14 protein-coding genes are annotated in these 14,727 nt (G+C 65.9%); 4 read left to right on the forward strand and 10 right to left on the reverse strand.

All coding sequences use genetic code 11. The features are described 5' to 3' along the window. Position 1 precedes the first annotated feature (1 nt). The 4 genes from OUY36_RS09100 to OUY36_RS09115 are packed head-to-tail and all read left to right on the forward strand — an operon-like array spanning position 2 to position 4,440. Positions 2–1,435, forward strand: coding sequence for a CpaF family protein (locus OUY36_RS09100; protein WP_267937689.1), 1,434 nt, complete (start codon positions 2–4; stop codon positions 1,433–1,435). After that, positions 1,432–2,418 (forward strand): type II secretion system F family protein, encoded by a 987-nt coding sequence (locus OUY36_RS09105; protein ID WP_267937690.1) that lies wholly within the window; start codon positions 1,432–1,434, stop codon positions 2,416–2,418. The genes OUY36_RS09100 and OUY36_RS09105 overlap by 4 nt, the downstream gene beginning before the upstream one ends. Before the next feature lie 14 nt (positions 2,419–2,432). Then, complete coding sequence (locus tag OUY36_RS09110; RefSeq protein ID WP_267937691.1) at positions 2,433–3,404, forward strand: type II secretion system F family protein; 972 nt, start codon at positions 2,433–2,435, stop codon at positions 3,402–3,404. 1 nt (position 3,405) lies between these two features. Beyond that, positions 3,406–4,440 (forward strand): tetratricopeptide repeat protein, encoded by a 1,035-nt coding sequence (locus tag OUY36_RS09115; protein ID WP_267937692.1) that lies wholly within the window; start codon positions 3,406–3,408, stop codon positions 4,438–4,440. On the opposite strand, the gene OUY36_RS09120 is transcribed toward OUY36_RS09115, so the two are convergent. From OUY36_RS09120 to OUY36_RS09165, 10 genes are all read right to left on the reverse strand, one after another. Continuing rightward, positions 4,418–5,515 carry an acyltransferase family protein gene (locus OUY36_RS09120; RefSeq protein WP_267937693.1) on the reverse strand — a complete coding sequence of 366 codons (1,098 nt, stop codon included), beginning with the start codon at positions 5,513–5,515 and terminating at the stop codon, positions 4,418–4,420. The genes OUY36_RS09115 and OUY36_RS09120 overlap by 23 nt on opposite strands. Before the next feature lie 20 nt (positions 5,516–5,535). Continuing rightward, entirely contained in the window at positions 5,536–6,603 is a 1,068-nt protein-coding gene (locus OUY36_RS09125; protein WP_411852904.1) for a glycosyltransferase, read from the reverse strand. Positions 6,604–6,615: 12 nt separating this feature from the next. Continuing rightward, complete coding sequence (locus tag OUY36_RS09130; RefSeq protein WP_125869533.1) at positions 6,616–6,825, reverse strand: hypothetical protein; 210 nt, start codon at positions 6,823–6,825, stop codon at positions 6,616–6,618. A gap of 37 nt (positions 6,826–6,862) precedes the next feature. Continuing rightward, the gene (locus tag OUY36_RS09135; RefSeq protein ID WP_110777430.1) at positions 6,863–7,204 is read right to left on the reverse strand and encodes a hypothetical protein; all 342 of its coding nucleotides are present in this window, start codon (positions 7,202–7,204) and stop codon (positions 6,863–6,865) included. A gap of 37 nt (positions 7,205–7,241) precedes the next feature. Further along, on the reverse strand, positions 7,242–8,447 hold the full coding sequence (locus OUY36_RS09140) for a glycosyltransferase family 4 protein (RefSeq protein WP_110777428.1): 1,206 nt from the start codon (positions 8,445–8,447) through the stop codon (positions 7,242–7,244). Between the two features lie 65 nt (positions 8,448–8,512). Beyond that, on the reverse strand, positions 8,513–9,547 hold the full coding sequence (locus tag OUY36_RS09145) for an acyltransferase (RefSeq protein ID WP_267937697.1): 1,035 nt from the start codon (positions 9,545–9,547) through the stop codon (positions 8,513–8,515). 45 nt (positions 9,548–9,592) lie between these two features. Continuing rightward, a complete protein-coding gene (locus OUY36_RS09150; RefSeq protein ID WP_267937699.1) occupies positions 9,593–10,705 on the reverse strand; it encodes a glycosyltransferase family 4 protein in 1,113 nt (370 codons plus the stop codon). 137 nt (positions 10,706–10,842) lie between these two features. Then, positions 10,843–12,165, reverse strand: coding sequence for a hypothetical protein (locus OUY36_RS09155; RefSeq protein ID WP_267937700.1), 1,323 nt, complete (start codon positions 12,163–12,165; stop codon positions 10,843–10,845). A gap of 25 nt (positions 12,166–12,190) precedes the next feature. Beyond that, complete coding sequence (locus OUY36_RS09160) at positions 12,191–13,489, reverse strand: hypothetical protein (RefSeq protein ID WP_267937701.1); 1,299 nt, start codon at positions 13,487–13,489, stop codon at positions 12,191–12,193. Continuing rightward, positions 13,383–14,693 carry a glycosyltransferase family 4 protein gene (locus OUY36_RS09165; RefSeq protein ID WP_267937703.1) on the reverse strand — a complete coding sequence of 437 codons (1,311 nt, stop codon included), beginning with the start codon at positions 14,691–14,693 and terminating at the stop codon, positions 13,383–13,385. The genes OUY36_RS09160 and OUY36_RS09165 overlap by 107 nt, the downstream gene beginning before the upstream one ends. Between the last annotated feature and the right edge of the window lie 34 nt (positions 14,694–14,727).

The following is a 14,727-nucleotide window of genomic DNA, read 5'->3' on the forward strand; positions in this document are numbered from 1 at the left end:
CATGCTCAGCGAACTGCGTACCCGCCTGCAGGCAGGCAAGCGAGCCCCGGCCAAGCAGCCGGTTCCAAACCCCGGCCCGGAACGGCTGGAAACCGGCATGGCGTGGGAAACGCCGGTAGTCGAGAGCCTCTACGAGACCCGCAGCCAGCTCAGCGCGACCGACGCCGAATGGCGGGAAAAGATCTACCAGCAGCTGCTCAAGGTCATGGACCTGTCGCTGCTCGATTCGCTGGAGCCGGCGGATGCGGTGTGGCAGATCCGCGAGATCTGCCAGCGCCTGCTCGATGAGCACGCGGCACCGGTCAGCGCGGGGGCGCGCCAGCAGATCATCAAGCAGATCACCGACGAGGTGCTCGGCCTGGGGCCGCTGGAACCCCTGCTGGCCGACGGCACGGTGTCGGACATCCTGGTCAACGGCCACGCCTCAGTCTATGTCGAGCGTCACGGCAAGCTGCAGCGCACCGATGTGCGCTTTCGCGACGATCGGCATCTGCTGAACATCATCGACCGCATCGTCTCGAGCCTTGGCCGACGCATCGACGAATCCTCGCCGCTGGTGGACGCGCGGCTGAAGGATGGCTCGCGGGTCAACGCGATCATCCCGCCGCTGGCCATCGACGGGCCGAGCCTGTCGATTCGGCGCTTCGCGGTCGATCTGCTGAACGCCGAGAGCCTGATCCAGATGGGCACGCTGACGCCGGCCATCGCCCTGGTGCTCAAGGCCATCGTGCGGGGCCGGATGAACGTGCTGGTGTCCGGCGGCACCGGTACCGGCAAGACCACCATGCTTAACGTGCTGTCGAGCTTCATTCCGCACGACGAGCGCATCGTCACCATCGAGGATTCTGCCGAACTGCAGCTGCAGCAGCCCCATGTGGTGCGTCTGGAAACCCGGCCGGCGAACATCGAGGGGCGTGGCGAGGTGAACCAGCGCGAGCTGGTGCGCAACAGCCTGCGCATGCGCCCGGACCGCATCGTCATCGGCGAGGTGCGCGGACCGGAGGCGCTGGACATGCTGGCAGCCATGAATACCGGGCACGACGGCTCGATCACCACCATCCACGCCAATAGCCCGCGCGACGCCCTGAGCCGCATCGAGAACATGGTGTCGATGAGCGGTGCGACCTTCCCGATCAAGGCCCTGCGCCAGCAGATCGCCTCGGCCATCGACGTGGTCATCCAGCTCGAACGGCAGGAAGACGGCAAGCGTCGGCTGGTCAGCGTGCAGGAGATCAATGGCATGGAAGGCGAGATCATCACCATGACCGAGATCTTCGCCTTCGAGCGCCGTGGCATCGGCGAGCATGGCGAGGTGCTCGGCGACTACCGGGCCACCGGAATGGTGCCGAGCTTCCGTGATGTGCTGGCCAAGCGCGGCATCGAGCTGCCGCTGGAGCTGTTCCGGCCGGACTGGATGGAGGGCGCGCAGCCATGAGCCAGCTTCCCACCGAGTTCATCCTGATCTTCCTCGGCATGGTCTTCGTCGCGGTGTTCCTGCTCAGCCAGGGGCTGACGGTGCCGGTGTTCGGCGAGGCCGGACGGGTGCGCAAGCGCATCCGCATGCGCTTGCACCTGCTGGAGCAGGCCAACGACCTGCCGAACATGCAGACCCTGTTGCGCCAGAAGTATCTGACCCGGCTGTCACCGCTGGAGGCTGCGCTGGAACAGTTGCCGCTGATGGACCGGCTGGCGCAGATGATCGAGCAGAGCGGTCATGACTACCGCGCCTACCGGGTGGTCCTGCTGGGTGCGGTGCTGGCCGTGCTGGTGGCGGCGGCCACCTGGATGCTGCTGCGCCTGTGGTGGCTGGCGCCGCTGCTGGGCTTCCTGGCGTTCTGGCTGCCGATCCTGAAGATCAGCGGTGACCGCAGCAAGCGGTTCGCCGAGTTCGAGGAGGGGCTGGCCGATGCGCTGGATTCCATGTGCCGCGCGCTGCGCGCCGGGCATCCGTTCGGCGAGACGTTGCGGTTGGTGGCCGAAGAGCAGAAGGGCGCCGTGGCGCACGAGTTCGGCCTGACCTTCGCCGATCTGAACTACGGCAACGACGTCCGCCGGGCCATGCTCGGCCTGCTCGAGCGCGTGCCCAGCATGACCGTGATGATGCTGGTGACCAGCATCCTCATCCACCGTGAAACCGGCGGCAATCTGACCGAGGTGCTGGAGCGGCTGAGCCGGTTGATTCGCGGTCGCTTCCGCTTCCAGCGCAAGGTCAAGACGCTTTCGGCCGAGGGGCGCATGTCTGCCTGGGTCCTGATCTCCGTGCCGTTCGTTCTGGCCGCGGTGATCATGCTGACCACGCCGGAATACCTGCCGCTGCTGATCAACGAACCGATCGGACAGAAGCTCAGCCTGGCAGCGTTCGGCGCCATGCTGGTGGGTATCTTCTGGATCCGCCGGATCATCCGTATCCAGGTCTGAGCGAGGACGCAGTCATGGACTATCTGTACGGTCTGGTTCGAAGCGTGGTCGCCGACGAGATGCTGGTGCGCCTGATCTTTCTGGCGGCGGTCGTGCTGAGCGTGATGCTCGCGGTGGGCACCACCGCAGTGTTGCTGATGGGCCTGCAAGACCCGATGCGCCGGCGCCTGGCGCTGATCAAGCGCGGCGGCCAGCGCGAGCACGGCTTCAACGAGCCGCCCCTTGGCGGCGTGCAGTTGCTGCTGCAGCAGGTCGGCGAGCGCTTCGTCAGCAAGGACGGCGCGCACCTGTCCGGCACCCGGGCATTGCTGCAGCACGCCGGCTACCGCTCGGCATCGGCCCTGCAGATGTACTGGGCGATCCGCCTTCTGTTGCCATTGCTGTTGCTGGTTGCGACCGTACTGGCGCTGCCGCTGGTGACGTTGCCGTCGCTGACGACCGGCCTGATGGCCGCCGGGATCGCGGTCGGCCTGGGTTGGGTGGCGCCGGCGATGTTCGTGGAACGACGCAGGAACGCCCGGCAGCTCCGTTTGCGCACCGCGTTTCCCGATGCGCTGGACCTGATGGTGGTCTGTGTCGAGTCGGGCCTGGCGTTACCCCAGGCGATCGAGCGGGTCGCCGAGGAGCTGGCGGTCAGTCACGGCGAGCTGGCCGAGGAACTGGCGATGGTCAACGCCGAGATTCGCGCCGGCATATCCAGTTCGGCCGCGCTGGCGCATCTGGCGGAACGGACCGGCCTGGAGGATATCCGCGGACTGGTCAGCCTGCTGGCGCAAAGCATCCGCTTCGGCACCAGTGTTGCCGACACCCTGCGCATCTATGCCGACGAATTCCGTGACCGGCGTACCCAGGCGGCCGAGGAACAGGCGGCCAAGATCGGTACCAAGCTGGTGTTTCCGCTGATTTTCTGCCTGTGGCCGAGCTTTTTCCTGGTCGCCATCGGTCCCGCCATGATCGGCGTACTCAAAGCCTTCGGGAGACTCTGAGATGAGAAGAATCGCATTGCTGCTGGCGCTGCCGGTCGTACTCGCCGGATGTCAGACCATGGGGCCCGAGCCGGGCGAAGGGCGCTCCATCTACTCGGGCCAGCACTCGGTACTGTACCGGGCGCGGCAACAGGCCGGCTCGCTGGAACAGGCGCTGCAACTGGCCGACATGGCCTATCAGGCGGGCGATCTGGACCAGGCACTGTTCCAGTACCTGCGCGCCCTGGAGCTGCAGCCCACGCAGTACTCAGCGCTGGTATGGGTAGGGCGGATCCATCGTGAGCGCGGCAACATCCAGCTGGCCGAGCTGGCCTTCGACGAGGTACTGCGCAAGGCGCCGGACAATCTCGATGCGCTGGCCGAGATGGGCATGCTGCAGCTGGCCAAGCGCGATCAGGAGCGCGCACGGGAACTGCTCGACCGCGCCGTGTCGCTGGACCAGCAGCGCCAGGCGAGCGCATCTGCCGCTGCAGCGGCAGATGCGCTCAAGGTCGATCGTCAGTCGCCGGTACGGCTGTACAACGCACTGGGGGTGCTCGCCGACCTGAACAACGACTTCGCCCAGGCCGAGCGCTATTACCGGTTGGCCTTGCAGATCGAGCCGCGTTCGGTGCTGGTGCAGAACAGCCTCGGCTATTCCTACTACATGGCCGGACACTGGCAGGAAGCCGAGCGCGTATTCCGTCGCGCGCTGGATCGCAACACCGCCTATGCGCCGCTGTGGCGCAACTACGGACTGCTGATGGCGCGCACGGAACGCTACGAGGAGGCGCTGTCGGCTTTCGAGCAGATCGGCTCGCGCGCGCAGGCGAGCAACGATGTGGGCTACATCTGCCTGGTGGAGGGCAAGTTGGACGTGGCCGAGCAGTTCTTCCGCAGCGCGCTGGAGCAGTCGCCGTCGCACTACGCCACCGCCTGGGACAACCTGGAGCGCGTTCGCCAGCTGCGCAAGGTGCGCCAGCTCGGTCTTGGTCAGGCGCAACCCGATGCGGTCGCCTCGACTGCCGCCGACGTCAGGGTATTCGCCGTACCCTGACCGGCGGGACGATGGCCGCCGCAGCGGCGGCCTGGTCGCTGCGCGGGGCGCGCGGCAGGTAGCGCTTGAGGCGCAGGGCCGGCGCCTCGATCAGATGCCAGGACAGCACGGCCAGCAGCAGGCTGCCGGCGAAGCTCAGCAGCATGAAGGGAGCCAGGGATAGCTGCCCATCGGTCCAGTGCATCAGCAGTTGCTGAAGTGGAAAACTGAAGATGTACAGGCCGTAGGAGAAGTCGCCGGCCTTGCCGAAACCGGCCAGGCGCGGCACGCGCAAGTGTGCCAGGTAGAGCGTCAGGTACGGCAGGGTGAGCAGGTGTACCAGTTCCCAATGGTCGCTGCGGGCGCTGACGAGATTGGCTGCGAGCAGTAGCAAGGCGAGCGTCCAATGCCAGTGAATGCGCAAGCGGTACAGGTACAGCACCACGCCGGCATAGAAGAACATCCCCAACCGCGAGGCCTTGCGCAGCAGGTCGCTCTGCAGTTCGAGAAGCGGCATCAGATGAAAGTGCACGCCCACCAGCAGCATCAGGCCGATCAGCGCGCTGTTGCGACCGAAGCACTTGAGCAATCCCAGGGTGAGCACCGAGGCATACATCAGCACCTCGTAGGGCAGCGTCCACAGCGAGCCGTTGACCGTATGTGGAAACGGATTGCTGGAAAAGGTCCCGGGCAGGCGGAACTCGGTGATCAGCGCGGCATTGCTCAGGTAGGCGAATGTGCCGGGTGCGGCGAAATAGTCGCCCAGCGGCAGCGCCGTCGCCAGCGGGCCGACCAGCAGGACCGCCAACAGCACCGATACGATCAACGCCGGAAGGATGCGCAAGGCCCGCTTGGCGGCGAAATCCAGCACGCTGCGACTGTTCAGCCATGAGCCAGCGATGAGAAAGCCGCTCATGACGAAGAAGATGTGCACGGCGATGTCCGCCGAGTCGTAGCTGCCGCTGAACAGGCGCAGGGGCTCCCGGTCAGCCTGCCCGGACAACCCGTAGCTATGGCCGAACACCACCATCGAGGCGGCGAAGAACCGCAGAAAATCGAAGTTGTTGTCTCTTGGCGCGGTGGTTGGCGCGTGCATCGGTTCCCCCTTGGGTGTGGTCAGCGCAGCGGAAAGGTCTGGTTCATTCCCAGCGTGCGGCTCTCGCCATCGCGGATGGCCTGCTCGATCAACCGCAGCCGCTGCGGTGCCTGATGCCGCCGGGCGATGTAGCGCAGCAGCGCGAGGAAGATTCGCCGGTTCAGGCGGTACAGCCAGGGCGAGGCCGCCCAGATGTGGGTGTCGAACCAGGCCTGGTTACGTGCGGTGTAGTAGGCGCGAAAATCCGAGTCGCCGAGCAGGAAGGCTTCATAGATGTTGCGGCTGCGTGCCTTGATGTTCCACGACAGCTCCAGCTCGTCGATCACGGCGTCGGTGACCAGGCGCAGCCGGCCGCCACCGGCAGTGATGCGGCGGGTGTACTCGGTGTCGTCGGCGTAGAGCACCAGGTCGCGCAGTGGCACGCCGATGGTCTGGTACAGGCTGCGGTGGGCGAGCATACCGCCATAGGGTGCGAACGGCAGATCCAGCGTTCGCGGCGGGATGCCTTGCGGGCGCCCCCAGGGCAGGCGGCGCCAGACCTTGTAGGGCAGCTGCGCGACGTGAAATCCGAAGTAGCTGGAGCGCGGCTGGATGGCGAAGCGGCCCGGTACGCCGCGGGCGATATCCTCCTGCTGGCTGGCGCGAAAGCCCAGTACCGCGGCGCGATCCAGGCCGACCTCGTGACCGAGGCGGGCCAGCTCCTCGTGCAGCAGGCGTACGGCGGCGGCGGTGGGTGCATTGTCGTCATCCATCATCCAGATGTAATGCGCGCCCTCGGCGAGCGCCGCCTGCAGCCCGACCGCGTAACCGTTGGCCGAGCCGGTGTTGTGCTCCAGCGAAATGATGCGTACCTGGCCGGGCCAGCGGCTGCAGAGCTGCTCCAGCGGCGCGCGTGACGCATTGCTGACCACCAGCACGCGGGTGATCTGCTCGAAGCGGAAGGCCTGCTCGATCAGTCGCTGGAGGAATGGCAGGCGCTCGCCATAGGTCACCGTGACGATGGTGGTTTGCTTAAGGGCCGCCTCGTCGGGCAGCTCGGCGGCTTTCACGCACGGGCGCAGGGCTTCGGGGCATGCAAGGTTCGACATGGCGGGCATTCCTCAGCCTTGTTCGGAGGTGGTGACTGGGATATCGCCGGTGGGCGCCGCGGGGGCTACCCGATCATCGTCGTCGGGGCTGAAAAAGGCGTGGAATACCCGAATGAAGGTTTCCCCCGGGGCGCCGCTGGCGCCCGGAGCGGGAATGAGTTCGGTATAGGAGTAGCCGTCCGCCAGAACCAGCGAGGTCCTGAATGGTGCGTCTGTGCTCATGCTGTAGCTCCTGAAGAAGCGGGGCTGCGGGCCCTGATCAGAATGAATAACGTCTGTTGTCCACCGGCCGGGTAGGAAGCGAGTCCGAGGCGGGTTCAGCGAAACGATGCTGTCGAGCGCCCGGCAGCGGGCTGGCGTTCTGGCCACCGCCGGATGCGCCGCAGTGCGGTGCGACAGTGGCCGGGGCGGGTCGGTAGGCGATGACGCTGGGGCCGTTGGCGGGGTCGCATGCGTGGTCGTCGGTGGCGCCGGGTGACGGCTGTGCCGGGGCGGTCGAAAGCGGTTCGCTCATGCCCGTGGCGCCGCTCGATCCGCTCATCAGCACAAGGGCAAAGCCGAGCGCGCGGGTCGCACGCAGCCATTGCTTTACTGTGTTCATCCTTGAAACCTCGTAAATGTGATGGGGAAAGGTGTGGTCAGGCGTGCTTTATCGGAACCACCGCGGCTGGATAGAGCGGCGTGCTCGGTTGGGGACTGGGCGCCAGGGCCAGGCCATCGCCGAGCCTGGCTTCGCGCAGTCGCGCCTCGACGAAGGCGCGGATCTCGAGCTCGAATCGCTCACCCGAGAAACGTTCGGCGTTGCGCCGGCAGCTTGCCGCGCTGATGCGCGCGCGCTGGCGTTCGAACTCGTCGATGGCCGCAATGATCGAAGCGGTTGTCTGCTCGGGGTAGAACACCCCGGTGGGCTCGGCATGCTCGAGCCCGCGCACGGTTTCCAGCACGCCGCCGCGACCGTAGGCGATCACCGGGGTGCCGCAGGCCTGGGCCTCGATCGGCGCGATGCCGAAATCCTCTTCTGCGGCGAAGACGAAGGCCCTGGCGCGCTGCATGTGGCGCAGCAGCACCTCGAAGCTCTGATAACCGAGCAGGGACACATTGGGCCCGGCGACTTCGCGGGCCTTGTCCATCTCCGGGCCGCTGCCGATCACGATCAGGCGCTTGTCCGGCATCGCCGCGAAGGCCTCGACGATCAGCGGAATCTTCTTGTACGGCACCATGCGAGAAGCGGTCAGGTAGAAGTCTTCCTTGGCCTCGTGCAGGGTGAACTGGCGGGTATCCACCGGGGGGTAGATCACCGTGGACTGGCGCCGGTAACTCTTGTTGATGCGCCGGCCGATGAAATGCGAATTGGCGATGAACTCGTCGACGCCACTGGCGGTGCGCTGATCCCACATGCGCATGTAGTGCAGCAGCATGCGCGCCAGCTTGGCCTTGACGCCGCGCTCCAGGCTGGCTTCGTGCAGGTACTGGTGCTGCAGATCCCAGGCGTAGCGAATGGGCGAATGCACGTAGCTGATGTGCAGCTGGTTGGGGCCGGTCAGCACGCCCTTGGCCACCGCATGGCTGCTGGAAATGACCAGGTCGTAGGCCGACATGTCCAGCTGCTCGATGGCCAGCGGCATCAACGGCAGATACTTCTGATAGTGCGTGCGGGCCTTGGGCAGCTGCTGGATAAAGGTCGTGGTGGCGCGCTTGCCACCGAGGTGGGCGCGGTCTTCATCGGAGAGGAAATCGATGACGGCGAACAGGTCGGCGTCCGGCCACACGGCGCACAGCCCGGCGAGCACGCGCTCGGCGCCGGCGTAGGTCACCAGCCAGTCGTGAACGATGGCAACTTTCATGGTTTGACTTCCTTGGTCTTGAGGATCAGCGACAGGGCCGCCTTGCAGGCATGAAACGGAGATGGTCAGCGCGTGTGCAGGCGTGCCAGCGGCAGCAGGCCGCTTTGCCCGGTGAGGCGCTTGCCGGCGTGTGCCAGCGGTTGCTCTAGCAGCCAGCGACAGAGCATGGCGCTGCCCAGTGCCAGCAGCAGACCCAGCAGTGCGGTGCCCGTTACCGCGCCCGGCCCGCTGATTGCGAGGTTTTGCATCAACAGCGCGGCCAGTCGCTGCATCGCTGGCAACAGCAGATAGAGCCCATAACCGAGCTGGCCCAGCCAGACCAGCAGCGGCGTGCCTATCGTCAGGCGACCGGTGAGCAACACGAAGCCGGCCAGCGCCACGGCGTAGGTCAGCAGCTGCCGTGCCCAGGCCGCGTCGCCCTGCGACCAGCCGGCGAGAAAGATGACCGGCAGCACCAGCACATAGGCTCGTCGCGTGTAGCGTGCGTATTCCCGGGCGCGGCGGCGGGCATAGCTACTGTCGGCATGCTGCGCCTCGTGCCGCAGGGAGGCGAACAGCATCAGCGAAACCAGCAACGGCAGCGTGACCGGCAATGCGCCATCCAGCAGCTGCCGGGCCAGCGCCAGCAGGAGCGAGCAGGCCAACAGCAGCAGAGCGGCACCGGCGCGCAGACTAACGCTGTGCAGCAGGCCGAGCTGATGCATCAACAGGCACAGCAGATAGAACAACAGGATCGGCGGCATCGCGCCGTAGGCGCTGGCGACCTCGAACGGGATGGCTTGCTTGGCTGCTGTCACCCCGGGCAGCCAGGCTGACGCCTCCGGCAGCAGCAGCGCCGTCAGCAGCGCGGCCAGCAGGTAAAGCGGCACCAGGCGCAGCAGACGGCGCACCACGAAGCCGCGTCCGCCATCGCTGCTGGCATGCAGACTGGCCGGCACCACGAAGCCGCAGCCGAGCAAAAACCAGAGCGTCGCCAGCAGCCAGAGGTCTACGCCCAGGCCCGCCGTAGCGCCGTCAGCCGTTGCTAGCGGCAGGGCGTGCATGAGCAGCAGGAGTGCTGCGCCGCCGCGCAGCGCATCGACATGTGCCAACCGTTCCATGGTCTGCCTCGCTTGATGATTGAACGAACGAACCGGGGAGGGCGCTCAGGGCAGGCGCCGCTCGGATGACCAGGCAACCATCGGAGGCGGGCTGCGCTTGCCGGTCAGAGTCTGGTCGATGAGTTGCGAGACGATCTGTGCCGAGCGCTTCCAGGAGTAGCGCAGCACATTGCCTTCGCCCAGGGTGCGCAGGTCGTCGCGCAGCTGCGCATCGCGCAGCACATGGCCCATGCAGCGGGCGATGTCCTCGATGTCGAGCGGGTCGAAGTACAGCACGCTTTCGCCCAGCACCTCCGGTATCGATGCCGCCCGCGCCGCGATCACCGGACAGCCGCAGGCCTGAGCCTCCAGCGGTGGGATGCCGAAGCCTTCGTACAGCGACGGGAAGACGAACGCCCGGGCACCCTGATACTCACGCACCAGCTGCGCATCGTCGATGCGCCCGAGCAGGCGCACCCGGCGGTCATCGCTTACGCTGCAATCGGTGCCGGAGAACACCGAATGCGAATCGCCGACGATGTGCAGCTCGACGTCGTCGAAGCCCTCCAGGCTGAGGAATGCCGCGACCATGCGGGCGAAGTTCTTGTGCGCATTGGGCGAGGAAACCGCCAGCAGGTAGGGCTTGTCCCGCTGATTGGGCGCCTGTGGATCGGGCGGACGGAACGTCCGGGCAACGGCGTTGGGCACCACGCAGATCTTCTCGCTCGGATAACCGTAATAGCCGGCGATTTCCCGGCGGGAAAAATCGCTGACGGTGATCAGCGCCTTGATGCGTCTGAGCAGCAATGGCGTCAGCCCTTTGTAGAAACCGCGGAAGGCGCGTGAGTAGCTCTCCGGGTGGCGAACATAGGTAATGTCGTGATGGGTGGCGACCTGGTTGCGGTAGATCAGCGGCGCGGTGTTGCACAGCGAGACCAGCGGCGGCGAGCCATTTCGCGCCAGCCACAGCGGCAAATCCAACTGTTCCCATAGATGACCGCTGTGGCGACCGATGCAGCGCACCTGCAGGCGCTTGGCGCTGTCGTGCATGCGAATGTCGTGCGGTGCAACGAAGGTCAGGTCCTTGCGCGTCGCGCCCAGCTCCAGGCAGACCTGTTCGGCGAAGCGTTGTACGCCGCGGGTCTCCTGGGTGAGGAATCGTGCGTTGATGACGATCATCCGGGTTCTCCTTGCGGGGGTACCAGGTATTCGGTTGGGAAGGACAACCAGCGCGGGCGATGGGCATCCCTGCGACCGGCGATGTCACCGGCAGGTTGTTCGCACGGGCGCCTCGATCCGCGGGCTGTCGCATGTGCTCAGCCCTCGGTGGCGACGGCGCGCAGGCTGATGATCTTGGGAAAGCCGTCGAGCTTCACCGTGGTGCTGCAGGCGTCGTCACTGGCCGGGCAGCGCCATTCGTTGCCAGTGGTCACCCGCCCGTGGCGGGGCTGCGCGGTATCGATCATCGCCACGCGCCCGGTGATGCCTTCGTTGTTCTCGTTGCCGCGCAGCTCGACGGTCCTTGGCTTGCCGGTGCTCCAGGCCACCAGCAGTTCGTCCTCACCCCGGGCGAAGCGCAGCATCACCACATCGTTCGCGGTGTTTTCCAGGCGGCCGAGGTAGGCGTATTGGCCGACGATCTCGCTGATCGCGGCGAGTACCGGGTAGGCTGGTTTGGGCGTGAAATCCTGACGCACCAGGCCGAAGTTGTGCTCGCGCTCGGTCTTGTCGGTGCCGTCGTTGCGGAAGTCGTACCACCACATGCCCTTGATGTTCGGCAGCGTTCGGGCGAGGAAGAATGCCCGCGCCAGGTAGGCGGCCTGCAGGGTTTCGTCGATGCCGCACGCGCCCTGGTGCGAGGGCCAGGCCATCTCGGTCAGGTAGAGCGGCACCGGACGCCCGGCGGCGCGGGTCAGTTCCTTGTCCACCTCGGCCATCCAGTCGATCCAGGCTTCCGGTGTATTGCGCCGCCAACCGCGGCAATGCACGTAGGGGTGCAGCGAGAGGCCGTCCACCGACTGCATCAGGCCGTTCTCCAGCAGGCGCAGAGCGAAACCAGACTCGATGCCCTGGCTGGTCACGGCGCCGGCCAGCACGGTGGCGGCCGGATCACGCTGGCGGATGATCCCTGCCGCGTCGGCGATGAGCCGGGCGTAGTCCTGGGTGAACGCCGGGTCGCGGGGGTTCTCCACGTCCCACTCGTTCCAGATCTCGTAATAGGCCACTTGGCCCTTGAGGCTCTCGGTAACGAAATCGACATAGCGGTTGTACGCGGCCCGCACCGGCTCGCTTCTGGGCTTCTTGCCATCCCCGTGATGCTGGTTGCCATAACCGAGAATGAACTGAGTGCTGAGGCCATGGCGGGCGGTTTCCTTCAGATAGCGCTGCCAGGACGGTTCGATCTTCAGCTGGTTCGGCTGGCGCTCGACATAGGCCCAGTGGGCATCGGTGCGCACCGAGGTGATGCCGGCGTCGCGCATCATGGCGTAGGCGCGACCGCTGGGGTCGCCCTTGTGCAGCTCATGGGCACAGACACCGACGACGAAGGGTTCGTCAACGGTTTGCGCCGTAATCGGGAACGAACAGCCGAGCAGACCGCCGTACAGTACGGCGTTGAGCAGGGTAGAGCGGATCGTCATGTGGATCATCCGTGAGGGTTGAGGCTCAGATCAGGCGTTGCAGTTCGGGTAGCCGCTGGGCAGCGAGGCCGTCGGCCGGCGACCGGGCCGGGGTCAGCACATGGGAGATCGCCAGGCCGAGGAACAGCGTGGCCGTGGTCACCTCCAGCACATCGGTGGCCCAGGCCACCAGACACAGGCAGAACACGATCGGTAGCAGCGCGTTGCGCCACCGTGAACCGCGCTCGTGCAGGCGCAGCATGAGCGGGAAGGTCAGCAGGTAGAGCAGCACGCCGAAGATCCCGAGCATCCCCCACAGATACAGCGCGGTGTTGTCAGCGATGCTCAGCAGCTCTAGCCCCGGTAGCGGATAGACCTGGCCGGCGCTGCCCACCGCGCCGAAGCCGGCGCCCCACCAGCCCCAGCCTTCACGGGTGATGACGCCGATGAAGTTTGGCCAGCTGTTGATCAGCCGGTCGGCGAACGAGGCGAGCAAGGTGCCATTGTTGGCCGCATTGGGGTCCAGGCTCAGCACCAGGCTGGCCATCGGCAGCATCAGGCCGACCAGCACTGCAACGAGAAAAGCCGTGGCGCTGGCAAAACGATATGCGGTGACGATCAGCATCAGCAGGGTCAGCACATAGGCCGCCGCGGTGGACTTGTTGGTGGTCAGCACGATGCCGATCAGCGCGGCGACATACAGCATCAGCCGCAGCAGCCGCGAGCGGGTGAACGCGGCGATGAACAGGCTGTAGATCGCTATCATCACCGACAGCGCCGTGGACATGCGGGCGAAACCGCCGATGCGGTCGATGTCGTCGAACGCCCAGGAGCGGTTGGCGCTCAGTTCCACCTCGCCGACCATGTAGCTGTAGCCCTTCCACGGCACGCTGGTGAGCAGGTCCAGAGCGATACCGACGAACGAGGCGATCAGGCAGAAGCCGATGATTCGCCGCAGCAGCCCGAGCCGCAGCTCCAGGTGCCGGCCGCAGATCAGGCCGAACAGCAGCGGGATGTAGATGAACAGGCTGAAGCCGATGTTGTGCAGCTCCGCCCCATGCATCAGCGCCAGCTGGCTGGACGTCACCAGGCCGAGCAGCACCAGCCAGAGCAGTGGCCAGCCGCGATAGCGCAGCAGCTCCAGGCTCAGCGCCGCCAGACAGGCAATCTTGGGCAGGTACAGCAGCCAGGAGATCCCGGCCATGTCGAAGTAGTAGCGCAGGGCGCCGGAGAAGGTTTCAGTCAGCAGCAGCGAGGCGACGACCAGCGTCAACAGGGTCGGCTTGTCGAAGGCCAACGGATTCGAGTCGCGTGGTCGCGGAGTGATCAGCAGGCTCTGGTTCATGGTGGATTCTCGTTCCCTGAAGCGTCTCGTGCAGGATCGATTGATAGCGGTCCAGCATGCGTTCCATATCCAGCAGTGGCAGCACGCTGGCGCGGGCCTGGCTGGCAAGGCGTTGGCGTAGAGTGCCGTCGATGTACAGCCAGAGCATGGCGATGCCGAGCGAATCCGGATCGTCGGGCGAGCAGAGCAGGCCGTTGTGTCCGTCGCGGATGATCTCGGGCAGCCCGCCCATGTCGCTGGCGATCACCGGCAGCTGATTGGCGCAGCCCTCGACGGCCACCAGGCCGAATGGCTCGGCCCACAGCGAGGGCACCACCAGCACGTCGATGCTCTGCATGAACTCGTCGCGGTCGCAGTAGCCGAGAAAGCTCACCTTGGCCGGGTCGGCCATGGCCTTGAGGCGGGCCTCGTAGTCCAGCTTGCCGCGCCCGGCGATATCCAGCCGTGCATCGATTCCCAGGCGCTGGAACTGCGTGATCAGCCAGCCAACACCCTTGTTCTCCGAAAGCGTGCCGATGTAGCCGAAGCGCAGCGGATGTCCGCTGCGTGATTTGAGTCGGCTGCCGATGCCGGTCTCGGCCGGTGTGCAGTTGTGCACCACATGCTGGCGAGCGCGGCTGAAGTAACCCTGGGCGGTGATGCGTTCGAGAATGAAGCGGCTTACACCGATCACGGTCGAGACCTGCGTCGAAGCGCGGGCGTGGCCGAGGCGGAACGTCGAGCACAGGCCACATTGGCGCTGGCAGCTCCTGCCGTGGTTGAACATGGTGTCCTTGGGGCAGAGCAGATACAGGTCGTGCAACACCTGGACGATGGGCAGGCCCGCGGCGCTGATCTCGTCCCAGGCGGAAATCGACCAACCGGTGAGGTTGTTGCTGACGACGATGTCCGGCTGCTCGCGCCGGATCACATCGCGCACGTGGCGGCGCATCTCGCCGTTGTAGCGGTCGCGGTAGTGCCAGCCGAGTCGGGCCAGGCGGCTCGGGCGTTGCTGGGTGTAGTGCCAGTAGAAATTGGCCAGCCCGGCGCGATAGACGCGCACCTGGTTCTGGGTTTGTGAGTGCAGGCCGGCATCCGGGCCGGTCGCCAGTACGGCCACCTCGCAGCCACGCCGCTGCAAGCCTTCGGCGAGGTGGCGCAGCATGACTTCAGCACCACCGCCTACATGCGGCGGGTAGAACGCGTTGAGCAATAGGATCTTCATGGTTTGGCTCGCTGTCTGGGCCTGTCAGGCCGTG

The organism is Stutzerimonas sp. R40042 (genome assembly GCF_026642215.1).
GTDB classification, from domain to species: domain Bacteria; phylum Pseudomonadota; class Gammaproteobacteria; order Pseudomonadales; family Pseudomonadaceae; genus Stutzerimonas; species Stutzerimonas frequens.

Coding starts and splice junctions, on each gene's coding strand:
- OUY36_RS09145 (WP_267937697.1), bottom strand. CDS start 9,547: ATGGAACGGTTGGCACATGTCGATGCGCTGCGCGGCGGCGCAGCACTC.
- OUY36_RS09120 (WP_267937693.1), bottom strand. CDS start 5,515: ATGCACGCGCCAACCACCGCGCCAAGAGACAACAACTTCGATTTTCTG.
- OUY36_RS09110 (WP_267937691.1), top strand. CDS start 2,433: ATGGACTATCTGTACGGTCTGGTTCGAAGCGTGGTCGCCGACGAGATG.
- OUY36_RS09135 (WP_110777430.1), bottom strand. CDS start 7,204: ATGAACACAGTAAAGCAATGGCTGCGTGCGACCCGCGCGCTCGGCTTT.
- OUY36_RS09125 (WP_411852904.1), bottom strand. CDS start 6,603: ATGTCGAACCTTGCATGCCCCGAAGCCCTGCGCCCGTGCGTGAAAGCC.
- OUY36_RS09165 (WP_267937703.1), bottom strand. CDS start 14,693: ATGAAGATCCTATTGCTCAACGCGTTCTACCCGCCGCATGTAGGCGGT.
- OUY36_RS09100 (WP_267937689.1), top strand. CDS start 2: ATGCTCAGCGAACTGCGTACCCGCCTGCAGGCAGGCAAGCGAGCCCCG.
- OUY36_RS09150 (WP_267937699.1), bottom strand. CDS start 10,705: ATGATCGTCATCAACGCACGATTCCTCACCCAGGAGACCCGCGGCGTA.
- OUY36_RS09140 (WP_110777428.1), bottom strand. CDS start 8,447: ATGAAAGTTGCCATCGTTCACGACTGGCTGGTGACCTACGCCGGCGCC.
- OUY36_RS09105 (WP_267937690.1), top strand. CDS start 1,432: ATGAGCCAGCTTCCCACCGAGTTCATCCTGATCTTCCTCGGCATGGTC.
- OUY36_RS09160 (WP_267937701.1), bottom strand. CDS start 13,489: ATGAACCAGAGCCTGCTGATCACTCCGCGACCACGCGACTCGAATCCG.
- OUY36_RS09115 (WP_267937692.1), top strand. CDS start 3,406: ATGAGAAGAATCGCATTGCTGCTGGCGCTGCCGGTCGTACTCGCCGGA.
- OUY36_RS09130 (WP_125869533.1), bottom strand. CDS start 6,825: ATGAGCACAGACGCACCATTCAGGACCTCGCTGGTTCTGGCGGACGGC.
- OUY36_RS09155 (WP_267937700.1), bottom strand. CDS start 12,165: ATGACGATCCGCTCTACCCTGCTCAACGCCGTACTGTACGGCGGTCTG.